Genomic DNA, 23,143 nt, shown 5'->3' with positions numbered 1-23,143 from the left:
CCCGGTGGGGCGGACTACCAGGTGCCGTGGAACGTGTCGAAGGAGAGTTCGTCCAGCGGCTTCTCGCCGATAGCTATCTCGTACTCGCCGGGCGTGAGCATCGGTCGCTTGAACTGCGGGCCGTCGTCCGTGGTGATGCGGGGACAGCCAGTGTTGACGTAGGCGTCGAACCCGAACTGCGTGAGCCGGTCGGGCGTCACCTCGTCCATCGTCAGGAGGTAGGCGTCGTCGTTGCTCTCGACGATGTCGTTGGCGACCTCCCAGCGGCCCTGCCCGATTTTGGTACAGAACACGACCCCCCACGTCTCGGCGTCCATCGCCTTGTGGACCGAGGCGTACCGCTGTTTCAGGAACTTCTCGGTGTCCGCGACCGACACCGCGTTGTTGACGGGGTCCGCGATGACGACGTTCTTGTCCGGGTGTTCCATTGCCAGCCCCAGCGGGTGGAACTTCCCGCCGCCGACGTACAGTACCTGTTCGGCGTCGATGTCGGCGCTGGCGTAGTTACAGCCGAGCACCTGCCCCTCGTGGGTGAGGCGGTCGTCGCCGCGGCGCGTGTGGACGGTGAAGCCACGCTCCTCCAGCCACGCGCGCATCTCGTCGAACTTGTTCATGTGCTGGGCGGTCGTCACCAGGCCCACGTCGGGGTCGTCGTCCGGGTCGGCGAGTTCCGCCAGCGACTCCTCCATGATGGGTTCGACGTCGACGTTCGAGAACAGGGGGACGTAGATGATTTTCTCCGAGTCCTTCATCGGGGAGTGGCCGAAGTGGACGAACACGTCCGTCCGGCGCATCATGTACGTGTCGAGGTCGCAGGCGCCGTAACACGGCTGGCCGGAGATGAGCACGCGGACGCCGTCGGGCAACAGCGCCCGAAGGTCGTCCGCGACGTGTGGGGCGCGGCGCTTCAGTCCCTCCGGGAACTGGAGGCCCACTTTCTCGGCGTCGCGCTCTTCGACCTCCTCGACGATGCGGTCGAGTTCGTAGTCCCACGTCCGCTCGTGTTTGAGGGCCATCCCCGTGTTCCGGAGGTCCCCCTCGGTCCGCTCCGCGTCCTGGCTCATTGGGGGCCGTACCGGCCGGAGCCGTAAAACGAGCGCGCTTCCCCGCCGCCTTCGGCAGACCTAAACCGGGCGAGACCCAACGGCGAGTAATGAGCGTCGACTCCACCGACTCCGAGACCGACGTGGACGCCGCCGTGCGCGCGACCGAACTCGCCAACGAACTCGGCGACGCCATCACCGACCTCTCCTCCTACCAGCGGTTCGCCGAGGCGAAGGCGGCCGTCGAGAACAGCGAGGAGGCGCAGGCGAAGATACAGGAGTTCGAGAGCATCCGCGAGGAGTTCATGATGGCCCGGCAGACGGGGGACGCCACCAACGAGGACCTCCGTGAACTCCAAGCGACCCAGGAGGAACTCCACGACATCCCCGAGATGAGCGAGTACCTCGAAGCCCAATCCCAACTAGAACTCGAACTGCAGGAACTCAACGAGATGATCTCCGCGCCCCTGTCCGTCGACTTCGGACAGAAGGCCGGCGGCTGTTGCGAGGACTGACCGACTCACCTCTCCGTTATCCGCGCTCGGCCAGCCGTGCGACCGGGTTCGGGTAGCCCGCGACGACGACCCCGAGCACCAGCAGATACGCGACGAGACCCCACGCCAGCGCGGCCAGTATCCAACCGAGGCCGGACCGCATCGCGGCGATGCCGAGCCCGGCTATCAGCGCAAACGCGGCGGCCTGGATGGGCCGACGTTCCCACAACTCGCGACTCCGGTCGGGGTATCGCAGGAACAGCGCCTCCAGCAGGAGCGACCCGACGACGCCGACCACCGCTGCCTGCCAGTCGACGAGCGAGCCGATGGCGCCGGCGAGCGCGGCGACCACGACCAGCAGACCGAGCGCGCAGACGGCCAGTAGCCCGTCGCGGAGATGTGGGTCCACGGCGGGGGGTCGGCTCGCCGGGGCCGAAAAGATGGCGACCGGTTTTTGTCCTCTCCCGACGCGGCTCCGCACATGGCCCACGAGTTTCCCGGCTCCGACTGGGGCGACTGGCTCCCCCGCGAGGTCGAATCGGCCGACCCCGACGGACTCGACGTCTGGTATCTCGGATGCAACGGCTTCTTCCTCAAAGCCGCCGACGGGACGACCCTCCTCGTCGACCCGTATCTCGGAAACGGCGACCCGCCCCGAACTGTACGGATGGTGCCGGTTCCGTTCGCGCCCACGGACGTGACCGGTGTGGACGCGGTGTTCGCCACCCACGAGCACTCCGACCACGTCCACGGACCGACCCAGGGGCCCATCCTCGCTGAGACTGGCGCCGACTACCTCGCGCCCGACGACTCCCTGGCCGTCGTCGAAGAGGAAGGCTGGACCGACGAGTACGGCGTCGATGCCGACCAACTCCGGGAGGTCGGGGAGGGAGACACCGTCGAGGTCGGCTCGCTGACGGTCCACGTCGAAGCGGCCAACGACCCCGACGCGAGCCATCCGGTGTCGTACGTGTTCGAACACGACTCGGAAACCTTCTTCCACGGCGGTGACGCCCGCCCCGGCGAGACGTTCGAGCGCGTGGGCGACCGCTACGAGGTCGACCTCGGCGCGCTCGCGTTCGGTAGCTCCGGCATGATACTCGACAAGGAGACGCGCGAACCGACGTACACCCGGTGGTACTCCGACGAGAACGACGTGGCTGAAGCCGCCGCGCAGGTCGGGATGGAGCGACTGGTGCCGACCCACTGGGACATCTGGAAGGGGCTGACGGCCGACCCGACGGCCGTGTGGCCCCACGTCAGGTCGTTCGAGGCGCCTCGAACGGTCGAACTGCTCGAAATAGGCGACAGGACGACCGTCTGAGGTTCGATTCGTCGAAGAGGAGCGTAGATTTATACGCCGGGACACGAACGCGGGGGTGTATGAGTAACGCCGACCCAGCCGAGGTAACGGTGTCCATCTCCAGCGAGGGCGTGTCGGTCGAGAAGTCGTTCGAACCCGACGATTTCCCGGTCCCTGCCATCGCGTTCGTCGTGCGGTCCGACCGCGACGAGACGGTCTCCGTCCGACTCTCCGACGAAGTGCCGGACCGCGTCGACCCCGAGGACATCGGCTTCCACCCGAAGTACGGTTCCGAGTTCTGGTCAGTCGAGGACGGGAAAATCGTGTTCGAACGCGAGTTCGAGGCCGGTGAGGAGTACACGACGGTGTACGGCCTCCGCGCGAGCCAGACCGACGACGTGGAGAGCTTCATGTCGGAGCCCACGCTCGAGACCGTCGACCCGCCGCTCGACGACGCCGGCCAGGTGGTCCGGGACGTCATCGGGGACGACGGCGGCGGGTCGGACGACTCGGACATCGAGGCGGCCATCGCGGCCGCCGACACCGAGACCGACGAGCGCGCGCGCGACGAGCCGGACGCCAGCACCACCCCCGACGGCGCCGGCGATGTCGACGCGGACGACCCCATCGACGCAGAGTCGGATTCCGTCGACCCAATCGACCTCGGCGACGGCGACGGGAACGTGGAGTCCGACATCGACGAACCCGACGGCAACGGAGTGGCGGACGACGACGCGGGCCACGATGCCGACGACGACGGCGACGACGACGAACCGGTCGTCGCCGAGGCCGAGGAGACCGCGGGGGTCAACGACGGGACAGGCGCGGGCACGGACGACCTCGCGGGGGCGCTCGCGGAGCAGGTTCGGGCCGGCGACGTCGACGACGACGACCTCGACGTACTCCGGGACGCACTCGATGTTCCCGCGGAGGACGGAACGACGGACGCACGCATCGAGCAACTCCAGACGGAGCTTGCGGACCTCCGGGCGTACACCGGGGCGCTCGAGGCGTTCCTCGACGAGAACGGCGGCGGGAAGGCGGCGCTCGAGGACGTGCAGGACCGCGTCGACGAGGTGGAGTCCGACGTCTCCGACGTGCGCGACGGCGTCGCTGACCTCCGGGAGACAGTCGGGGACCACGACGACGCGGTCGACGACATCGAGGAACGCGTCGACGCGTTGTCCGACGAGGTCGAGGAGCTCGAGGCGTCGGTCGACCGCGTCGAGGAGCTCGACGAGCGGCTCGAGGAACTCGAAACCGAGTACGAGGACGCACGGGAGGACATCGAGGCCATCTCGAAGATGCGCGAACAGCTCTCCACCGTGTTCGGCGCACAGGTCGAGGGGCCGGGGAACGACGACGGGGACGACCAGTAGCCGGAACCGGACGCGTTTTACTTCGCCCGTTCGTCCACCCGACAATGAGTCCCGTCAGGGTGGCTGTCCCGCGGAAGGGACGCCCGCTGGAAGCCGTTCTCGAGCGGTTCGCGCGCGGCGCACCCCCCGAGGTCGCCGACCGCATCGACGACGTCATCTCGACGCTCCGATACGAGAAGGCCGTGACCAAGGGGTCGAGCGACGCCGACAGCCCGGTCTACGAGCGACTGGCACAGTACAGCGACGCCGCCGACCCGCATCGCCCGGAGTTCACGCTCCTGCGTGACGCCCGCGATGGGATGCCCCGTCGGGTCGTGTTCGATGCGCTCACGGTGCCGCTCGACGACACGGCGGTCCAGTTGGTCGGCCGCGAGGAGCCGTTCCGTGCACTCCGGAAACACGAGTTCGCACTCGGGTTCGACAGCGCCGACCTCGTGTTGGAGGAGGTGGTCGAACTCCGCGGCGACCCGCTCCGTTCGCTGACCGAGGTGAACGAGCGCATCGACCCCCGCGACACGGACGTCCGGCTGGTCGACGGACTCGGCGACACCGTCCACCACACGCTTCTGGCCACCCCGGACGTCGTCGACTCCGCACCTATCGACCGGTCGTTCGTCGCCGGCTACGAGGGACCGCTGTGTATCTCCCCCCGGTACGAACGGCTCGTCGAGGCCGTCCTGGGAACCGACGCGCTCGATGGCGTCGAGTTCGTCTACACCGAAGGGGGCCGCGAGGAGGAAGCCGTTATCGCGGACGCGGGACTGGGTGTCTACCTCACCGTCACCGGGTCGACCGCCCGCGACCACGGGCTTCACGTGGGCGAGGAACTGTTCCCGAGCGAGACGGTGATGCTGGCCAACGAACGCGAAGTCGACGAGGACGCCGATGCGGTGCTCGAGGCGCTGTTCGCAGCACCGGCACTCGCCGACTAAGGCGTTATCTCGCGGAGGACGGTCGATTCGGCCTTCCTGAGGTGCTCCCCGACTGTCGTGGCGGTACAGTCGAGTTCGGCGGCGATGTCCTCGTAGGTGACCTGCCGGGGCTCCTCGTAGTAGCCGAGGCCGACCGCGGTCCGGAGTATCTCCTGTTGACGGTCCGTGAGTTGCGCGAACAGTCGCTCCGTGTCGCGCTGGTAGTCCCCGGTCCGGGTGACCTCGAACCGCACGTCGTCCGGGATGGCCGGCATCAGTTTCCGGATGCCCTCGTCCTCGCCGACGACGGTGACGTGGAGCGCGCCACCCTCACCGAACGTCATGGGCCAGTCGATGACGACACCGTGCTCACGTGGGATGCGCAACAGCGACCGGACGAGGTCCGACGGCTCGATGTGCGCGTACATCAGAGTGTTGTTCCCGACCTCCGAGGTCTGGTACGCTATCGCGTGGTCGTAGTGGGCGTCGAGCACCTCCTCGACGCGTTCGTGGCTCCCGGAGTACTCCGAGAGGATGACGGCCGTCCCGTCGTCGAGCAGGTTCATCTGGTGGATAGCCTCCTCGCGGACGCCCGGCTCCGCCTGCAACAACTCGTCGAACGGGTGGAAGTACCCCCTGGTCGGACGCAACGCCACCTCGACGTACCGCATACCCCACGATTCGGGGAGAGGTACAAAACCCCTTGCCCCGCGACAGACCCCGCCACGCTGGCGCTCCATATCGTCGCTGAAGGTTTACCCTGCGTCCAGCCGATTCCAATGTAACTATTCAAGGAGCCGTCCACGCTCCACCCGAACACCCGATTGCAACTCGGTCCGGGGGGACTGTTCGCGAGTGGCGACGGCCCCGGCGTCGGAACGTACCCGTCGACACGAGTTTCCATCCCTGTTCGCCCACGGCCCCGACCCTGTCATCCGCGCCGCCCACGGCCCCGACCCGCGAACAGAATCGGCCACGGACCCTCGAGACCACGGCCCCGCGTGGGAACCCTGTCGGTGAGAGCGTGGCCCATCCCCGCCTAGCATGCAACTCACCCAGGCCAGGAGGCAGAATGGGTTTCGTATGCTCTCTACCGACCGTTCCTGGTTGTAGAGCGGGTCCGGTCAATAGCCAGATTTGGTATAGCAGTATATGGTTTACGAGTTACTATCACGACGAGGCATGGTGGCAGATTAGACATTAATTTGATAATTACCTCGGCCAAACCGGGCGTTTCCGCGCTACAGAAGCGAGTAGATGTTCGCTTCGTACACCTCCCGGACCCGGTCGCCCCAGTTGTGAGTGTAGGTGTCGATGATATCGCTCGCGACGTCGCCCCGGAGGTACTTCACGACGCCTCTGTCGCCGGTTCTGTCCCGAAGATGCGTGGTGAAGAAGTGACGGAAGTAGTGGGGCGTGACGTTCTCCTCGGCGCCGCCGCCGGGCTGGTACCACCCGGCTTCGGCCGCGTGGTCGGCGACGGTGCGGCCGACCATGCCGATAGTCAGGCGGCGACCCCACTCGCTCGTCGAACAGAACAGCGGCTCCGCCGGTGACCGTGCGTCCGGGCGCACGGCGAGCCACCGCTTCAGCACCCGTTTCAGTTCCTCATCGACAGGGACTACCGTCGCCCGCTTCCGTTTGTTCGACTCCGTGCGCTCTTCCCCGTTGACGACGGTGCCACGGGACGGTTCGTCGTCGACGTACAGGGAGTCCGGACGGCCGTCGAGCGCGCCTCTGTGGCCCGTCTCGTAGCTCTCAGCGACGTCTCCGTCCGCAAGGTGGATGTCCCGCACGTCGAGGTTACAGAGCTCTCCGACCCGGATTCCGGTCTTCAATAGCGTGACGAGAAGGGCCCGGTCGAGGGGGTGACGAACTCCCGTGACGAACTCGCGCATCGCTGGGAGCATGATTTCACGGCGGGCGGGGTCGGTGTCGATGGACTCGTCCATCTCCTCGACGACGAGCGTCATCGGGTTCGTGTCGAACGCGCCGACCTGGACCATGTAGCCGTAGAACCGATGGAGATAGGAGGCGTACGTCGCCACTGTCGACGCCGAGTTTTCGTCCCGCAGGCCGTGTACCCAGGCCATACACTCCCGCTGTGTGGCGGCCTGAAGCGTCGTGCCACGCTGGGTTCGCGCGAACGCCTCGAAATCCCGGAGGACCCGCTCGTAGGCCTCCCGCGTCCGCTGGGTCTTCCCGTGGTAGGTGAGGTCCTGCAGGAAGTACGCGACCGGGTCCTCGGGCGCGGGCGCATCCGTCGCGTCACTCGCCATCGTCCATCACCGTGTAGCCGCCGTGCCGGCCGCTGTAGGCGACGCGGTTCTGCTGTTGGAGCTCGCTCAACGTCTCGTCCAATCGATCCTCGATGTCGTCGGTCAGACCCGCGACGAGTTCGTCCCACGAGAGATGCGACTCCGCATCGAGGAGGTCGAGGACACGTGCTTCTAAGCCATCGACCCTGGGGGTAGCACCCGGAGAACTGCCCTCGTCGGTGGTTGAGCCATCGTGACCGCTCTCACCCCCGAAATCGAACCCTCTGCGGCCTGCTTGGACCATCGTGCGGACAAACTCCGCTTGACTCATCCCGAGTTCCTCGGCGTGTGCTTTCCACTCGGATTTCTGGTACGATGGCACGTACGTACGGACCGATGTCCGCTCCGTGTTCGGCTCCGAACTCATGGAAAGGCGGTCGCAGGGGCACCACTTCAATCTGTGTCAGACAATGGGATAAACACACTTATTCCACCATTTGGCCCGGATTTTCGTCAGTGCAATCTTATTTATTCTATTTTGTAGGACTACCAATTGGCATAGTGGTGCCATTAATTAGTATATGTGGTAGTGCTGTATCGTCGTCGGGTTCGCCATCTACCTCGCCCTCCGTCAGAGGTGTGGTTGGTGGCTGTTTCCGAATCCGACTGTCGACGCTCCGTTCGTGCGCACCGGCGCTATCGTCCGACTGGGAGTCTGGTTTCGCGCGTGGCCACTCGCTTGAACGGAATTCTTGTGTAGGTGCCTACCTCAACTGTAGAATGCCTCTGTCGCACACGTCGCCTATAAATCTCATCCTGCTATACCCAAGGGGCCGGGCGTGTTCTCCGGTTACCAGATTCCGGCCCACTACGGTCGACGGCTCAGGGCCAGTCGTCGGTCGAGGTCTCCATGCGATTCGCGTCGTCGGCTTCGTCGGGCGTTTCGAGGCCCCAGCCGGCCAGTTCCGCCGCCTCCGCTATCTCCAGATACTCCCAGCCGACACGCTCGGCACGCCCTTCGTGTTCCTCGCGGGTGCCGACGTGGACGTACCGCCCCGTCTCGAAATGCTCGCGGGCGTGCTCGAGGCTCTCGACTGCGGGGGCTGGCTCCGGCGCGAGGGCATGGTCGATGGCGTGTTCGCGCGTGAACTTCGTGAGGACGTGCGGCGGTCGGTCGGTGACGACACCGACGTGTTCGCTCCACTGCTTGGCGTCGGCAACCACCCTAGCCGGGTCGGACAGTCGGCGCAGTGCCGCCAGGTCGAACGCCAGCGTTAGCCGCACGTCGTCCATATCGGCAGTGAGTTCCCCGACGACTAACGGGCTTCGGTCCCACAGGCAAGCATCGGCACGACATGAAAGTTTATTACATATCGTCACAATCGTGCTGGTAACGGATGCTCGCTGTACCCGTACGCGACTGATTCCTTCCTCGACCGTACAGCGCTCCGACCGTCCAGCACCCGTCCACCGATGACACGACCCACAGACTCTATCGACCCGCTCGTCCCGCAACTCCCGACCGAACCCACGCCCACGCTCCTCGCCGACGGCGGCGACGCCACTTCGCGACCCGGGGCCGCGTTCGACCGGCGGCCCGACACGTCCCATGCGCCGAACGACCGCTGTACCGAGGAGATAGAACCGCTCGTCCCCGACATGCGGTAACGTGCCGATGTTTTAGGCGAACCTAAACACTCAAGTCCTCCCGTCGACCAGTCGGATGTAGTGACCGAGTACACCTTCGACGACGTGAGCGTCGTCATGGGAACGTACAACGAAGCGGCGGCTATCGGCACGGTGCTCGACGATATCGAGCGCGTGACCGGCGGACGCGCGGAGGTCGTCTGCGTCGACGGCTCCGACGACGAGACGCCGGAGATCGCCCGCGAGCACGGTGCCCGGGTCATCGAGCAGGAGCCCCGCGGCTACGGCTACGCCGTCCGCGAGGCCCTGCTGTCGGCGTCGAACCCCGTCGTCGTGACGACGGACTGTGACGACACCTACCCGATGGACGCGCTTCCCAGGTTCCTCGAACTCGTCAACGAGGGGTACGACGTGGTGTCGGGTGACCGACTGTACCACGGCGCCGACGCGATGCCGGGGTTCAACCGCTTCGGCAACCACGCGTTCGCCGCCGTCGCGTCGGCGCTGATGGGCGAGCGAGTCCACGACACCACCACCGGGATGCGCGCCTACCGTGCGGAGGTGCTTCGAAACATCACGTGGACGGAGAACACCGGACTCTCGGCCGAACTCCTCATCAGACCGCTGATGCGAGGCTACGACGTGACCGAGGAACCGATCCATTACGCGGAGCGTGCCGGCGAGACGAAACTCGACCCGCTGGCCGGCGGCTACGCAATCGCCAAGTCGATAGTGAAGGTGCCGCTCCAGGAGCGGTTCCGCTAATTCTCGTCGACGATCGACATAATTATCAGTTTTTCAATATTACTGCCCGTCGCATTTCGCATCTATAAATTGCATACTGCGATATCGAATCGTCGGCTGTAGTGCTGGCAGAACGCACGAGTAGAAAGAGAATGCGACGGTCGGTCGGCGCCCGCGTAGGGCCCCAGTCAACTGGTCGAGACGGACTGGTTAACGCTGACGCCCGAGATGTAGTCGCCGCCGGGCACGTACATCCCGTCGTGGCCACAGTCGGGGGTGAGTCGACACACTTCGGCTTCCGCTGGCCAGAGCAGTCGGACGCTGTCACCGCGCTCCTCGACCCCGAGTTCCTGCCGGTACGTCACCGTGGCCCCCCCGGCCTGGACGTACGTGACCGACAACTGGAGTTCGGCGCCGCCGTCGAAGTCGACGGTGCCGATGCCACGCTGCTCTAAACCGTCACCGGTGACGCGAGCGTAGCCCGGGTGGACGACGTACTCGACGGGCATGGTCCCGGTGGCGTCCCGTGTCACGTCGTACACGACCGCGTCGTCGCCGTCCTCGAGCCGCACCGTCGACGGCTGGCCGACGACGCCCGTCTCGAACGTGACCGTGTGGGCGGTGCCGTTACGGACGGCGAGTGGCTGGATGTGTGCCTCGACCGGTTCGGGCGGCACCTGTCCCCAGTCACCCCGGTAGGTGAACCGATAGAGGTTCCGGTCGGGGTAGTGGTCGACGACCCGGAACTCGTCGTCCGGGGCTCGGTCCTGTGCGTACACGACGTCGCCGTCGAGGCCGGCGTCGTTCCGGAGCGACTGGAACGGGTGGCCGAGCCACGGGCCGTACGGGTTCGGGACGAACACCACCGCATCGTCGAATGACCGCTCCTCGAACGGTTCGTAGGCGCTGGCGTAGCGTTCGGTGTACGCGCGGTTCTCCGCGATGGGTGGGCCGAGCGCGTTCGCTTCCGCGACAGCGACGAGGGGTGCGGCGACGAGCAACACACCCAGCACAATCGCCAGCGCGCGTCGGCGGTCGACGCGCCGACGGGCGACCGCATGGAGCCGTCCGACGAGCCAGGCCCCCCCGGCCGCACCGAACGCCGACAGCGGTAACAGCAGGTCGTAGTGGTAGAACGGACCGAACTGCGCGATGAGCCCGTCCGTCGGGTCGCCGACGTCCGCCAGCACGTTCAGGTTCCCCCAGAACGCGAGGTTCCCGGCGACGACGGAGACGAGCACACCGCCGAGCAGGATACGAAGGCCCATATCGGTGAGCCACGGCGGCGATTCGTCGGGAAGCGTGTGGTCGTCGGCGCCGACGGCGTCGCGTACCCTCGCCGCGAGCAGGCCGACGCCGACGGCCGGAAGCACCGCACCGAGCGGCGGGGCCGCGACGAACCGGGTGACGAACTCCCACAGGACGGTCCCGTTGGCTTCGAGCGCGAGTGCGAGGTCGTAGTCGCGCTCGTATCCGAGTATCTCTCGGTGTCCGAAGCCGACGCCGTCCTCCGGTGCGAACGCGGCGTACGGGAAGCGCAGAGGGGCGCCGGTCACCACCGCGTTGTACGCCAGCGCCAGACCGACGAACGCGACGCCCAGGCCGGCAACCGGCAACAGGTGAGCGAGGCGTCGCCGGAGCGCCCGCCGGTCGTTTCTGGCACGCGCCAGCAGGACCAGCGCGTGACCGATGAACGGGAGCGCGAACAGGACCGCCGTGTACGGTCGCGCGAAGAACGCGAGGCCGACGGCGGTGCCCGCGAGGACGCTCCACCAGCGGCCACCCCCGCGCATCAACCGCACGTAGGCGTACGCGAACACGAGATTGAGCAAGGTCGCGGGCGCGTACGGGAGGAACACGCTCGTGGTGAGCAGGAACAGCGGTGAGGCGACGACCAGAACTGCCGCCACGACGCCGGTCGGCCCGTCGTAGGCCGTGCGGGTGAGGAGCCCGACGAGTCCGACGATGCCGGTGCCGACGACACCGAGCACGAGCCGCGGGGTGCCGACGGCGAGACCCACGGCGAAAAGCGCCGGCACGACCGGCTGATACTTGCTGTAGAGCCGACTGCCGTCCTCGACGAAGAACCACCAGTGGAACACGTCGGGAAGCGAGGTCGAGAACCAGAGCTTCCCGCCCAGGAGTAGCCGCGCGTGCTGGAGATAGACGCCCTCGTCGTGGTTCGACGAGTGGTAGGGGAACAGGTCGACGGCCAGATACACCACGAGTGCGCCGGCCACGAGCGAGACGGCGGCGAGCAGGACGTCGGCGCGGTCGGGGCTACGCCGCATCGGCGCCGTCCACGACGCGCCCACCGTCGGCGACACGCTTTGCTCCCTGGGGGAACCACGCGAGTTCGTGGTCGGCGGCTAGCTCGACGCGGACGCGCTCGTCCAGCGGCACCTCTGTGGCGTGGTTGTGCATACAGCCCACCACGTCGCCGGTGTCGAGTTCGACCCGGTACAGCACGGTCGGGCCGAGGTAGCGGCGGTGGACGACCTCGCCGTTCGCCTGCCGAGAATCGTCGACGGGGTGGGCCGCCACGTCGTCCGGACGGACCAGCACGTCGACGTTCGTGCCGTCGTACTCGGGAGCGAGCCCGTGGATGAGGTCGCGGTCGACCGACCCCAGTCCCGTCTTGACCGCGTCGCCGGCCACCCGGCCGCTCAGGAACGAGGCGTGGCCGAGGAACGAGGCGACGAACCGCGAGCGGGGGTGCTGGAACACGCCCTCGGGCGTGCCCACCTGTTCGAGCTGGCCGTCGTGCATCACGGCCACCCGGTCGGAGATGGACAGCGCCTCCTCCTGATCGTGGGTGACCGAGATGGCGGTGACGCCGGCCTCTTTGAGAATGCGGCGCACCTCCTCGCGCATCTCGACGCGGAGGTCCACGTCCAGGTTCGAGAACGGTTCGTCGAGGAGGAGGAGGTGGGGCTCCGGCGCGAGCGACCGGGCGAGCGCGACGCGCTGTTGCTGGCCGCCCGAGAGTTCGTCGGGGTGCTTGTCGCCGTGGTCGGTCAGCCCCACCAGCTCCAGCAGGTCGTCGACCCGCTGGGAACTGTCGCTCTCGTCGGCGCCTTTCAGGCCGAACGCGACGTTCTCGCGGGCGGTCAGGTGCGGAAAGAGGGCGAACTCCTGGAACACGACGCCGACGTCGCGCTCCTCGGGTGGTTCGAAGCCGTCGCCGGTTACCGGGCGGCCGTTGAGCCGCACCTCACCGCCCGTCGGACGCTCCAGCCCCGCGATGAGCCGCAGGGTCGTCGTCTTCCCACAGCCCGAGGGGCCAAGCAGGGTCAGCAGTTCGCCCTCGCGGACGCGCAGGTCGAGGTCCCGGACGACCCGCGTCCCCCCGTACGCCTTCGAGACGCCGTCGAGTTCGAGAACCGGGTCGCCGGACGCTTCTTCGGGTTCCGCTTCCATCGCCGGGTTGGGTGTGCGTAGGTCACTCGACATCGTACTCCTCCGTTTTCAGTATCACGAGCATCGAGAGCGCCGATACGAACAGCAGGACGAACGCGGGCAATGCCGCTTCCCCGACGTGCCCGGAGCCGTACGCCGTCCAGACGCGGGTCACGAGCGTGTCGAACCCCGTGGGTCGGAGCAGCAGCGTCGCCGGCAGTTCCTTCATCGTCGTCAGGAACACGAGCGCGGCGCCGGCCGCGATGCCGGGGGCCACGAGCGGCAGAGTCACGTCCCGGAACGCCTCGCCCGGTGAGCGTCCGAGCGTGCGCGCGGCCTCGGGGAGGCTCCGGCTAACCTGCGTGAACGCCGCTCGCGTCGAGCCGACGGCCTGCGGGAGGAAACGCACCACGTATGCGAACACCAGAAGCGGCAGGAGGATAAGCCCGTTTCGGTAGAGCGTTCCGCCGTACCGGGCCCCGAAGTAGACCAGTGCCAGGCCCATCACCACGCCGGGGACGGCGTAGCCGATGTAGGAGGCGCGCTCGAACAGCGTCGCCAGCGGCGAGTCGCTCCGGGCCGCGAGATACGCGACCGGGAGCGCGGCGAGCGCCGAAACGACGGCGGCGCCCCCGGCGACGCTCACGCTGTTGAACACGAACACGGGTTTGAACGCCAGCGAGCCGGCGGCGGCACTCTCGCCGGTCTGCAACAGCCACATCGTCAACACGCCCAGCGGCACCGCGAGCGCCAACAGGACGACCGCGAGACAGCCGACGACGGCGGGCCACTTCCAGTGTCCCAGCCGAACCGGCGTCGCGTGCGCCCGGGGGTTCTCGCTCTCGACGCCCGACCCTCGGACGCGGGACTCGACGGCGAGAATGACCATCGTCGCCGCGACCAGTTGCATCGAGAGAAGCGACGCGAGGTCCCGACCCCCGCCGAGCACGTCGCCGTACACGGAGTAGATGACGCTCGTGAACACGTCGTACCGCATGATAGCGGGTGTACCGAAGTCGGAGATGGTGTAGAGTGCGACAAGCAGTGCTCCCGCCGCGACCGCGGGCCGAATCTGGGGCACCGTGACCCGCTTGAACGCCTCCCAGCGCGTGTGACGGAGGGTGCGGGCGGCGTCGACCAGCCGGGTGTCGAGGCTCTTCAGCGCCGCACGCGTCGTGATGAACACGTACGGGTAGGTGTAGAGGGTGAGGACCAACACCGCCCCCTGGAGCCCGTAGATGGAGGGAAGCGACTCGATACCCAGCGGTGCGAGGGCCCCCTGGAGCGTGCCTCGAGGGCCGAACGCCGAGACGAACGCGAACGCCCCGATGTACGAGGGGATGACCAGCGGCATCGCCAGCAGGACGGTGAACCCTCGCCGGAACGGGAGGTTCGTCCGGGTCGTTAGATAGGCGGCGGGGACGCCGACGAGGATGGAGAGACCGGTCACGCCGGTCACCATCAGCGTGCTGTTGACGAACACCTCGATCGTCGTGGGGGCCGTCAGGAGGTCCAGCGAATCGCTGGCGTCGAGCGCACCCGCCACGACCCACAGGAGCGGTGAGACGACGGCGGCCGCGACCGCGCCGGCGACGAGAACGAGCGGTAGTGACGTATCGCCATCCGCGTCCTCGGTCGCCGGTGCGGTCGCGTCCTCCGTCGCCATGTTAGACGTTGAGTCCGACCTCGCGCATCAGCTCCAGAGTCGGGCCAAGATCCGCGAGCTGTGAGAGGTCCAGCCCCTCCGGGGGCTGGAGCTCGTCGATGGTCGGCAGTTCGATACTCCCGGGCTGGACCGGCTCGACCCCCGGAATCAGGGGGTACTCGAACGTCGAGGTGGCGAAGTACTCCTGTGCTTCCGCCGACAGCAGATGCATCACGAAGTTCGACGCGAGTTCGGTGTCGGCGGCGGTGTCGACGACGGCGCCGCCCGCGACGTTGAACATCGAGCCGGCGTCGTTCTCGGTGAACGCGATGTCGATGGGCGCGTTCGGCTGGCCGTCGAGCACCCGCAGGGTGTAGTAGTGGTTGGCGAACCCGGCGCCGATTTCGCCCGCGGCGACGCCACGGGACAGCGTGAACTCGTCGTTGTAGCCGACGACGCCCGAATCGAGCATCCCCTCGAGCCAGCTTTTCGCCTCCGAGCGGCTGTTCAGGACGCGCATCGCGGTGATGAACGCCTGGAACGAGCCGTACACCGGGGTCCAGCCCATGGCATCGTCGAACGCCTGGGCGTCGGGGAACGCGAAGATGTCGTTCGGAATGTCGCTTTCGCTGAACTGGTTGGTGTTGTACGGAATGGTACGCGCGCGACCGGAGGTGCCGACCCAGCCTCCTTCAGGGTCGCGGAACTCCTGGCGCACGAGTTCGGTCACGCGGTCGGGGAGCGTCGCCGTCCGTCCCTCCTCGGCGAGTGCGCCAAGCGACCCGGCGTTCACCGAGTAGAACACGTCCGCGGGGGAGTTGTCGCCCGAGGTGAGGATACGGCTGACGAGGTCGGTCGAGGAGTTGTACCGGACCCGGAGCGTCAGGTCCGGATACAGGTCCTCGATGTACTCGATGAGCTCGCCGACCAGCGCCTCGCCCCGCCCGGAGAAGACGTCGAGTTCACCCGAGAGGTCGGGCATCTCCGACATCGGGATGCCACCGGGCGCCGCGCGCCCCTCCCGACCGGAGCCGATCTGCCCCGGCGCGCTCGGTGCCGGGGTGTCGGTCGCTTGCGTGTCGGTCGGGGTGCCACCGCCGAGCAAGCCGTTACAGCCCGCGAGTCCGGCGAGACCCCCTGCTCCGACTGCCGCGAGATAGCGTCGGCGCGTCGTCGTCCGATCGCCGTCCATATTCGATTTAGGGTCGCCTAATTCAGAAAACCCTGTCGGTTCAGTCATCGGCGACCACCTCCGCTTCCGGCGCCGCGCGGTCACCGGCCCCAAGTTCGTCGAGCGCCGCCAGCCAGTCACGCATGTGCTCGCCGACGAAGTTGAGGAACTCGCCGTTGTTCCACTGCGAGAACTCGCCCTCCGCGAGCGCGTCGGCCATCGCGGCGAACGCCTCCGCGTAGTCGTCGGCGTCTCCGCCCACCTCGTCGACGACTTCCCAGACGTGTTCGTTGAGTTCGAGCGCGGGTACCTCGTTGTTCAGGTCGTCGAACGTCGGCCGCGGCGCCTTGTTGTGCTCGCACAGCGGCGCGCCGTTGTAAATCTGCGTGCCGAGCACGTCGCAGGCGCGCTTGAGGAACACGCCCGACCAGATGTCGTCGAACCGGCCGACGTCCCACTCGTTGTCGTCCATCGGCAACTGGTAGAACGCGGGGACGACCTCCCGACGGAACGCGAGATTCATCGAGCAGACGGTGAGATACTGCCCCTCCGCGGCCACGAAGTCCTCGCCGTAGTCCTCGCGGGTGGTGCGGGTCTGGGCCTGGCCTTGCAGGTCGCCGTCCATGAGGATGCGCACGGCATCCAGGTCGGGAACGTTCGTCCACAGGCCCTGGGAGGCGACGACATCGCCCCGTTCCACGTCGGTCTTCCCCGTCTCGACCGTCTCGTCCATCGCGGCGTAGGGGTAGCCACGGGGATAGAGGCCGTGCTCCTCGAAGTTCTGGTAGAGGACGTTCACCCACTGCTCGTCCGACCGGACTTCGGTCACGGACCCCTCGTGTGCGAGGTTCGCGTAGTGGGTCCCGAAGAAGTCAGTGTCGTGAGGCAGGGTGTCGTCGTCGATGAAGAAGCCGTACTCGAACTCGTTGGCCCACAGATACAGCAGGCCGAACGACGTCTCGGCGTGGGAGGCGGCCGGCACGACGTGGCCGTACTCCTCGATGCCGTGCTCGTCGTACCAGGCATCGCGGTCGGCACCGTCGAACACGGCGCCCTCCACGTCCAGGTCGTCCAGCATCCGCTCCATCGCGTCGGTGTCACAGAACTCCTCGGTGACGAGCAGGAAGAACAGCCGGTCGTCGTGCCCGTGCTCGCGGGCGTTGGCGACGTACTCCCGGACGCATTCCCACTCGCGGACCGTCGGCACTACAACGCAGGTGTCCGTCATCACCGTCCACTCTTTAGGCCACCCTAAAGTACCTGTCGAAGTTTAGGTGCTCCTAAAACATGTGGCCGGAGCGAGATGACCCGAAGCATTAGGACGGACCGCGGTGTCGTCGGGCGCATGAGCGAGGTAGCCATCGTCGGCGCGTCGATGACCCAGTTCGGGGAGCGCGACGCCTGGGTGAGCGAACTACTCGCGGAGGCGGGCGCGGCGTGTCTCCGGGACGCGGGCGTCGCGCCGGACGCGGTCGAGCACCTGTACGTCTCGAACATGGCGAGCGGGGAGTTCGAGGGACAGACCGGCGTCCAGCAGATGTTGGCCCACGACCTCGGGGTACTGCCGGCGTACACGGAGCGGGTCGACGGTACCTCCGCGGCCGGCGGTGCGGGCATCCACGCCGCCTGGCAGTCGGTCGCGTCGGGCGCAAGCGACGTGTCACTGCTCGTGGGCGGCGAGAAGATGACCCACCGGTCGACGGGCGAGGCGAGCGACATCATCGCGTCGCTGACCCATCCCGTCGAGTACCGGACGGGCGTCACGCTCCCCAGTTTCGCCGGACTGGCGGCGCGACGCTACTTCGCCGAGTACGACGCCCCCCGGGAGGCGCTCGCGGGCGTTGCGGTGAAGAACCACGGCAACGCCGTCGACAACCCCCACGCGCAGTTCCAGACGGAAATCGACCGCGAGACGGCCCTGGAGTCACCGATGGTCGCCGACCCCCTCCGACTGTACGACTACTGTCCCATCACGGACGGGTCGGCGGCGCTGTTGTTCTGCACCGAGGAACTCGCCCGCGAGTACGCGGACACGTACGTCACCGTTCCGGGGGTGGGTGGCGCGACGGACACCCACGTCGTCCACGAGCGGGAGGACCCGACGACGATGGGCGCCGTCGTCGAGTCCGGGCGACGCGCCTACGAGATGGCCGATATCGGCCCCGACGACGTCGACGTCGCGGAACTCCACGACATGGTCACCATCCTCGAGTGGTTGCTGTACGAGGACCTCGGCTTCGCCGAGAAGGGCACCGCCTGGAGAGACACCGAGGCGGGGGTCACCGCCCGCGACGGCGACCTGCCGGTGAACACCTCGGGCGGTCTGAAGGCGAAAGGCCACCCCCTCGGGGCCTCGGGCGTCGCCCAGGGGTACGAGCTATACCGGCAGTTGACCGGCGAGGCCGGCCCCCGACAGGTCGACGCCGACGTGGGGCTGGCGACGAACGTCGGCGGGTTCGGCAACTGTGTCACCACCGCGGTCATGGAGGTGAGCCGGGATGCGTGACGCGTTCGTCGCTCACCGGTGTGCGGACGGCCACTGGACGTATCCCGGACACCGGCTCTGTCCGGAGTGTGGTGCCGACCAGGTCGAGACGGTCGACCTCTCCGGGCGGACGGCGACGGTGGTGACGTGGACGACATCCCACTCGACGCCACCCGGGGTCCGGGAACCGAACCACCTCGCTATCGTCGAGTTCGACCTCTCCGGGGAGCGGGGCGGCGACGCCGTTCGCGCGCTCGTCCAGTTGACGGACGACGACGTCGCCATCGGCGACGAGGTGCGGCCGACGCACGTCGAGCAGTTGCGCGACCCCGACGCGGGCATCCGGGAGCCGGAGAGTCAGGACTGGGACGGCTACCGGTTCGACCCGAGCTAGGCCGCTTCGGCGTCGGTCTGCGGGTCGGCGCTCTCCTCCCGCTGGATGCCCTCGAGCGCGTCCTCGACGGAGCAGTTCGTGCCGTCGGCGGTGTGGGGGTACACCGCATCGAGGCTCCCGCCCTCGTAGACGGCCAGACAGCAGACGGGGAGCACGAGCGCGTCGAACTGGCGGCCGTCCTCGAACGAGTAGGCGCCACGGGAGCCGAAATACGGCGAGAGGTCGGCCCCGGCGTCCTCGGCCCAGGCCGCGAACTCCTCGTAGGTGTCGAGCACGTCGCCGTCGCTCCAGCGGCGGACCCGTTTCGGCCAGTCGGTGACCGAGACGCGGTCCGCGACCCCTTCGAGCCGTTCCCGGAGGGCGTGCTGATGGCGAGCGGCGTGAGCGGGGACATCCTCCCGCAGGAAGAGTTCGTAACGGCACCCGGACTGAGTCATCGTGCCGGCAATGCAAGGCCAGCGTAATAAACGTCCCCGGCGGTGTCAGTTTTCGCCCGCGTCGTCGCCGTCGAGTTCCCGCTTGATGGACTCCAGTTCCGCGTCGACGTCCACGTCCGGCGTCTCCGGGTCCGATGTCTCGATTGAGTCGTCGGCCGATTCCGAACGGACCGGCACCCGGTGGGGGTCGTCGGCATCCCCGTCGTCGGTCCGCGTGTCGGTTCGGGAGGCGGTCGCGTCGTCGAGGCGACCGCGCAGTTCCGCCCGGAGGTCTCGCGCCTCGGCCAGGATGCGCCGTGCTTCGGGGTCCGTCGGGTCGCCACGGAGTGCGCCGCTCAGGTCCTCGAGCGCACGGTCGAGCGTCTCGACCGCGGCGTCACTTCGCCGTGTCTCGTCGCCGAGTCGGCCGTCGCTGAGCCTGATGGCGCCGGCCGTCAGCTTCAGAAGCCGGATGTTCGCCTCGAGGACTCCTATCACCGCTGGGATGGTGTACTGCTCGGTGAACCGGAGCAGGTCACGGAACCGCCTCGGCCGCTCCTCGTCGAGTTCCTCCTGCAAACGTTCGAGGCTCTCGGCCAGTTCCTCGACCACCGGAGCCAGGTCCTCGCGGTCGCTCATGGCGGGGGTAGGCTGGGGAAGGTGAAAAACCACTCGCGGGTGGAGTTCGTTTCAGCGGCGGTCACGGTTCGTTTCGAGCGGGAATCGTGGGAAAACACTTATAATACATGCATCCCTTCTTTTGAAAGAATGGTGACGGAGTCGGGGCCGGAACGGACCGAAACAGCGGCGTTCACACAGGCGTTAGCGTCACTGAAACGCCGCGGAAGCAACCTGCTTGTAGTCGGCGCGGCGAACGACCGGGCCCACACCGCCGCGTGCCACCGGCTCCTCGGGGACGCTGACGCCGAGCGGACCCGCGTGTTCGTCGCGACCGACGGAAGTTCCGGTCACGCGGCACGGGGCTCCGACGACCCCATCGTGGAGTACGCGACCAGCACGCGGGGCGCGGCCGCGGCCACGCCTGCCGAGAGCGCTGGCCCCTCGGCCGGCGGGAGCGTCCGCCGCGTCGAGGACCTCGCCACGCTGGGACAGTCGGTGGCGGAGGCCATCGACTCGGTGCCCGACTCGGAGCTGTCGCCCTCGGAACTCCGCCTCTGTTTCGACTCGCTCCGCCCCCTCGTCGAAGAGCACGACGACCGCGAGGTGTTCCGCCTCCTCCACGCGATGACCGGTGACGTTCGGGCGGTCCGCGGGATGGGTCACTACCATCTTCCGCTGGCGTTCGACTCGGTGACGGTCCGGACGCTCCGGCCGCTGTTCGACGCCGTCGTCGAAGTGCGGTCGCAGGGCGGGGCGGTCCAACAGCGCTGGCATCTCAACGAAGCGGGGATTACGACCGACTGGCTCGACCTGTAGCTTCTAGGCCGACCGAAACCCTTTTTCTTTTAGGCACGCCTAATCGGTGTGATGGCAGTTCCGGAGCGCGCCGGCGACGAGGAGGAGACGACCGAGCCGCCGGTCGACCTCGCGGTCCACTCGACATCACCCGATAGGACGGTGTTCACGGAGCCCGGCAACAGCGAGGCGTGGCTCTCGACCGACTACACGGTCGTCTGCGAGCGGTAACGAAACGAAAAGCGACAGGGTCGGGGAGTCGACGACTCCGGCCGGTTACTCCTGTGCGGTCTCGACGACCAGCGTGTCGTCCTCGAGGTAGTGCTCGAAGTGGTGGGCGTGTTCCTCGATGGTCTCGACGTTGCGCCGGAGCATCTCGCTGGTGGTGTAGTCGCCGAGGTCCTCCGCGAGTCCGATGTGGTCGCGGAGACTCTCGATGATGTCGCCGAACATCTCCATGTCGTTGTGGAGCGAGGTCCGGACGTCGTACACGTCTTGGCCCTCGGGTTCGACCGGCGCGTGCTCCTCGTAGGTCGCGCCGCCCGAGAGGGGGACGCCGCCGAGCGCCTGGGCCCGCTCGGCAATCTCGTCGGCACCCTCCTCGAGGTCCGCGGCGACCTCGCCGAGATAGACGTGGAGGTCGCGGAACTCCGCGCCCTCGACGTTCCAGTGGTGTTTCTTGACCTGGTGGTAGGCGACGTACGTCGCCGCGAGGTCGGTGTTCAGCGCGTCGATTATCTGCTCGGCTTTGCTCTCGTCCAGTCGGAGCGCGTTCTCCTCGACCGTATCCGCCTGCTGGCGGACGTGCTTCTGGGTGCTCATTACACACGTAGTTACCCCCGCCACCCACATAAAGATTGCTTGTAGAAAACAGAATTTTACGAAATACTAAATCATATTTGCTATTGTCGGTTCGCGTCACCGTTCCCGACCTGCACGCCGACCAGTTCGCGCTGGCGCTGGAACACGGCGTTGTCGAGGGTGACGACGAGGTCGTCGGGCGCGTGTGCAAGTTCACCCGCGACCACACCGTCCGGGCGGGCGACGAGCGACCGGCCGGCGTACGTCGTCGGCTCCGCGTCCGGCAGGTCTCGCCGTCCGGTCCGGCCGCAGGCGACGGCCCAGCGGACGCCGTCGAGCGCCCGGGCCCGGACGAGTAGCCGCCAGTTCTGCGCGTGAGTCGCGGGCCACGCCCCCACGACATAGAGGGCGTCCACGCCGCGGTCGAGAAACGCCGCGCTGTCGGTCACGAAGTTCAGGTCGTAACAGGTGACGAGCCCAGCGGGGCCGGCGGGCGAATCGACGACTACGTACTCGGTACCCGGCTCGAACACGTCGGCTTCGCCCCCCCAGAGATGTCGCTTCCGGTAGGTCGTCACCGCGCCGTCGGTGGCGACGTACGCGACGGTGTTGTGGTAGGCGTCGCCACCGGCTTCGGCGTAGCCGACCACGAGCGAGGTGTCGTGTGCGCCCGCGAGGTCCCGCACCCGGTCGAGCGCGGCGCCGTCGGTCCGGACCGCGGCCCGTTCGATGCGGTCGTCGGCGACGAACCCCGTCAGCGCGAGTTCCGGGAACAGCGCCACGTCGGCCTCGACCGCGGCGAGTCGCTCCTCGATACGCGCGAGATTCGCGTCCACGTCGAGGTCCTCGACCGGAATCTGACAGGCGGCGACGACTGCGTCTCCGTCCATACCCGCGTCTCGGGTGACGGCACCTAAACTCCCCCCGAACTTTTCCCCGACGCGGGAGTTCGGCCTCACATGGCCGATGCGATGGGTCTGTTCACGAAGGGTGTGAAGTGGAGCTACCGGAAGTACGGCGTCAAGGGCGCGGCCGCGTTCGTCCTCGCGGGGGTCGTGGCGTACTACGTCGTCTCCGAGAAAATCGACGCGGCCCTGGAGGGGGACACCGAAGGGGAGTCGGGAGACGCCGCCTAACGGCCTAACACCATCGCCGCACCGCCGTCGACCACGGCCACGTCTACTCCGGCGCGTGCAAGCGCGCGACGAGTTTGCCGGTCGTGGACCGACTGCACGGCCGTCGACAGGGGCTCGTCGAGGCCCAGCTGGTCGGCGAACTCGGTCCAGACGGACTGCTGGAACACCAGGTAGTAGGCCGTCGGCTCGCGGTGGACGAGCGGGTCGTACGGGAGCGAACGCCGCCAGTCGTACACGAGTTCCTCGATGCCGGGGAGCGACCGGGCGTGCTCCTGGTGGCGTTCGAGCGCGTCACGCAACCTCTCCGTGTCCTCGCCGGCGTCGTCGGCCACGGCCGCGATAACGTCGTCGTCGAGCGCCCCGAGCGGCTCGGTGACGGGCATCGTTCCCCCGTCGGTGGGGCCGGGCAAAAAACGAGGCTGTGGCGGCAACGTGCGCCGGCCCGAAGGTTGAAATCGGGGGCCGCGGCCACAGGGCGCGTGCCCTGAGAGCTGTGTCGCG

At 67.5% G+C, this 23,143-nt stretch carries 27 protein-coding genes; 11 read left to right on the top strand and 16 right to left on the bottom strand.

Features of this window, described 5'->3' with window-relative positions; genetic code table 11:
• Positions 1-14: 14 nt before the first annotated feature.
• A complete protein-coding gene (dph2, locus tag NL112_RS15960; RefSeq protein WP_255149842.1) occupies positions 15-1,064 on the bottom strand; it encodes a diphthamide biosynthesis enzyme Dph2 in 1,050 nt (349 codons plus the stop codon).
• Positions 1,065-1,153: 89 nt separating this feature from the next.
• On the opposite strand from dph2, the gene NL112_RS15955 reads away from it, so the two are divergent.
• Positions 1,154-1,558: a YlbF/YmcA family competence regulator gene (locus NL112_RS15955; protein WP_255149841.1), complete on the top strand. Its 405-nt coding sequence runs from the start codon at positions 1,154-1,156 to the stop codon at positions 1,556-1,558.
• 16 nt (positions 1,559-1,574) lie between these two features.
• Here NL112_RS15955 and NL112_RS15950 read toward each other — a convergent pair whose 3' ends face one another.
• Positions 1,575-1,946 carry a hypothetical protein gene (locus tag NL112_RS15950; RefSeq protein ID WP_255149840.1) on the bottom strand — a complete coding sequence of 124 codons (372 nt, stop codon included), beginning with the start codon at positions 1,944-1,946 and terminating at the stop codon, positions 1,575-1,577.
• A gap of 72 nt (positions 1,947-2,018) precedes the next feature.
• Between NL112_RS15950 and NL112_RS15945 the strand changes: the two genes are divergently transcribed.
• Genes NL112_RS15945 through NL112_RS15935 form a run of 3 tightly spaced genes read left to right on the top strand, consistent with a single transcriptional unit; the run spans position 2,019 to position 5,151 of the window.
• A complete protein-coding gene (locus tag NL112_RS15945; RefSeq protein WP_255149839.1) occupies positions 2,019-2,861 on the top strand; it encodes an MBL fold metallo-hydrolase in 843 nt (280 codons plus the stop codon).
• A gap of 59 nt (positions 2,862-2,920) precedes the next feature.
• A complete protein-coding gene (locus tag NL112_RS15940; protein WP_255149838.1) occupies positions 2,921-4,219 on the top strand; it encodes a hypothetical protein in 1,299 nt (432 codons plus the stop codon).
• Between the two features lie 44 nt (positions 4,220-4,263).
• A complete protein-coding gene (locus NL112_RS15935) occupies positions 4,264-5,151 on the top strand; it encodes a phosphoribosyltransferase HisG-related protein (protein ID WP_255149837.1) in 888 nt (295 codons plus the stop codon).
• On the opposite strand, the gene NL112_RS15930 is transcribed toward NL112_RS15935, so the two are convergent.
• The 4 genes from NL112_RS15930 to NL112_RS15915 all read right to left on the bottom strand — a co-directional run bounded on the left by NL112_RS15930 (position 5,148) and on the right by NL112_RS15915 (position 8,681).
• Positions 5,148-5,801 (bottom strand): helix-turn-helix domain-containing protein, encoded by a 654-nt coding sequence (locus NL112_RS15930; protein WP_255149836.1) that lies wholly within the window; start codon positions 5,799-5,801, stop codon positions 5,148-5,150. The two genes, NL112_RS15935 and NL112_RS15930, sit on opposite strands and share 4 nt — an antisense overlap.
• Before the next feature lie 570 nt (positions 5,802-6,371).
• Positions 6,372-7,409, bottom strand: a complete 1,038-nt coding sequence (locus tag NL112_RS15925; protein ID WP_255149835.1) for a tyrosine-type recombinase/integrase — start codon at positions 7,407-7,409, stop codon at positions 6,372-6,374.
• The gene (locus NL112_RS15920; protein ID WP_255149834.1) at positions 7,399-7,815 is read right to left on the bottom strand and encodes a DUF5805 domain-containing protein; all 417 of its coding nucleotides are present in this window, start codon (positions 7,813-7,815) and stop codon (positions 7,399-7,401) included. The genes NL112_RS15925 and NL112_RS15920 overlap by 11 nt, the downstream gene beginning before the upstream one ends.
• A 455-nt stretch (positions 7,816-8,270) precedes the next feature.
• Entirely contained in the window at positions 8,271-8,681 is a 411-nt protein-coding gene (locus NL112_RS15915) for a DUF7124 domain-containing protein (RefSeq protein WP_255149833.1), read from the bottom strand.
• A gap of 180 nt (positions 8,682-8,861) precedes the next feature.
• Between NL112_RS15915 and NL112_RS15910 the strand changes: the two genes are divergently transcribed.
• Positions 8,862-9,056, top strand: a complete 195-nt coding sequence (locus NL112_RS15910; RefSeq protein ID WP_255149832.1) for a hypothetical protein — start codon at positions 8,862-8,864, stop codon at positions 9,054-9,056.
• A gap of 60 nt (positions 9,057-9,116) precedes the next feature.
• The gene (locus NL112_RS15905; protein ID WP_255149831.1) at positions 9,117-9,800 is read left to right on the top strand and encodes a dolichyl-phosphate hexose transferase; all 684 of its coding nucleotides are present in this window, start codon (positions 9,117-9,119) and stop codon (positions 9,798-9,800) included.
• Positions 9,801-9,967: 167 nt separating this feature from the next.
• Here NL112_RS15905 and NL112_RS15900 read toward each other — a convergent pair whose 3' ends face one another.
• The 5 genes from NL112_RS15900 to NL112_RS15880 are packed head-to-tail and all read right to left on the bottom strand — an operon-like array spanning position 9,968 to position 17,225.
• A complete protein-coding gene (locus tag NL112_RS15900) occupies positions 9,968-12,070 on the bottom strand; it encodes an ArnT family glycosyltransferase (RefSeq protein WP_255149830.1) in 2,103 nt (700 codons plus the stop codon).
• Positions 12,060-13,199, bottom strand: a complete 1,140-nt coding sequence (locus tag NL112_RS15895) for an ABC transporter ATP-binding protein (protein ID WP_434084200.1) — start codon at positions 13,197-13,199, stop codon at positions 12,060-12,062. The genes NL112_RS15900 and NL112_RS15895 overlap by 11 nt, the downstream gene beginning before the upstream one ends.
• A 22-nt stretch (positions 13,200-13,221) precedes the next feature.
• Positions 13,222-14,844, bottom strand: coding sequence for an ABC transporter permease (locus tag NL112_RS15890; RefSeq protein WP_255149828.1), 1,623 nt, complete (start codon positions 14,842-14,844; stop codon positions 13,222-13,224).
• A 1-nt stretch (position 14,845) separates the two neighbouring features.
• Entirely contained in the window at positions 14,846-16,015 is a 1,170-nt protein-coding gene (locus NL112_RS15885; RefSeq protein WP_255149827.1) for an extracellular solute-binding protein, read from the bottom strand.
• Between the two features lie 40 nt (positions 16,016-16,055).
• Positions 16,056-17,225 (bottom strand): alpha-1 4-glucan-protein synthase, encoded by a 1,170-nt coding sequence (locus NL112_RS15880; protein ID WP_255149826.1) that lies wholly within the window; start codon positions 17,223-17,225, stop codon positions 16,056-16,058.
• A 114-nt stretch (positions 17,226-17,339) separates the two neighbouring features.
• On the opposite strand from NL112_RS15880, the gene NL112_RS15875 reads away from it, so the two are divergent.
• Positions 17,340-18,500 carry a thiolase family protein gene (locus NL112_RS15875; protein WP_255149825.1) on the top strand — a complete coding sequence of 387 codons (1,161 nt, stop codon included), beginning with the start codon at positions 17,340-17,342 and terminating at the stop codon, positions 18,498-18,500.
• Positions 18,493-18,873 carry a Zn-ribbon domain-containing OB-fold protein gene (locus NL112_RS15870; RefSeq protein ID WP_255149824.1) on the top strand — a complete coding sequence of 127 codons (381 nt, stop codon included), beginning with the start codon at positions 18,493-18,495 and terminating at the stop codon, positions 18,871-18,873. The genes NL112_RS15875 and NL112_RS15870 overlap by 8 nt, the downstream gene beginning before the upstream one ends.
• Here the strand turns inward: NL112_RS15870 and NL112_RS15865 are convergent.
• Both NL112_RS15865 and NL112_RS15860 read right to left on the bottom strand, forming a co-directional pair.
• Entirely contained in the window at positions 18,870-19,310 is a 441-nt protein-coding gene (locus NL112_RS15865; protein WP_255149823.1) for an HTH domain-containing protein, read from the bottom strand. The two genes, NL112_RS15870 and NL112_RS15865, sit on opposite strands and share 4 nt — an antisense overlap.
• Before the next feature lie 45 nt (positions 19,311-19,355).
• A complete protein-coding gene (locus tag NL112_RS15860) occupies positions 19,356-19,928 on the bottom strand; it encodes a DUF7547 family protein (RefSeq protein ID WP_255149822.1) in 573 nt (190 codons plus the stop codon).
• 129 nt (positions 19,929-20,057) lie between these two features.
• On the opposite strand from NL112_RS15860, the gene NL112_RS15855 reads away from it, so the two are divergent.
• On the top strand, positions 20,058-20,726 hold the full coding sequence (locus NL112_RS15855) for a DUF7504 family protein (protein ID WP_255149821.1): 669 nt from the start codon (positions 20,058-20,060) through the stop codon (positions 20,724-20,726).
• Between the two features lie 51 nt (positions 20,727-20,777).
• Positions 20,778-20,936, top strand: a complete 159-nt coding sequence (locus NL112_RS15850) for a hypothetical protein (protein WP_255149820.1) — start codon at positions 20,778-20,780, stop codon at positions 20,934-20,936.
• A 45-nt stretch (positions 20,937-20,981) separates the two neighbouring features.
• Here NL112_RS15850 and dpsA read toward each other — a convergent pair whose 3' ends face one another.
• Positions 20,982-21,527, bottom strand: coding sequence for a DNA starvation/stationary phase protection protein DpsA (gene dpsA / locus NL112_RS15845; RefSeq protein ID WP_255149819.1), 546 nt, complete (start codon positions 21,525-21,527; stop codon positions 20,982-20,984).
• An 80-nt stretch (positions 21,528-21,607) separates the two neighbouring features.
• Positions 21,608-22,396 (bottom strand): carbon-nitrogen hydrolase family protein, encoded by a 789-nt coding sequence (locus tag NL112_RS15840; protein WP_255149818.1) that lies wholly within the window; start codon positions 22,394-22,396, stop codon positions 21,608-21,610.
• Positions 22,397-22,465: 69 nt separating this feature from the next.
• Between NL112_RS15840 and NL112_RS15835 the strand changes: the two genes are divergently transcribed.
• Complete coding sequence (locus NL112_RS15835; RefSeq protein WP_255149817.1) at positions 22,466-22,642, top strand: hypothetical protein; 177 nt, start codon at positions 22,466-22,468, stop codon at positions 22,640-22,642.
• On the opposite strand, the gene NL112_RS15830 is transcribed toward NL112_RS15835, so the two are convergent.
• A complete protein-coding gene (locus tag NL112_RS15830; RefSeq protein ID WP_255149816.1) occupies positions 22,639-23,025 on the bottom strand; it encodes a DUF8048 family protein in 387 nt (128 codons plus the stop codon). The genes NL112_RS15835 and NL112_RS15830 overlap by 4 nt on opposite strands.
• Between the last annotated feature and the right edge of the window lie 118 nt (positions 23,026-23,143).

This window comes from Halorarius halobius, from assembly GCF_024298865.1.
GTDB lineage: Archaea > Halobacteriota > Halobacteria > Halobacteriales > Haloarculaceae > Halorarius > Halorarius halobius.
Note: the sequence above shows the minus strand (reverse complement) of the source record. Positions and strands in the feature narration are given on the sequence as shown.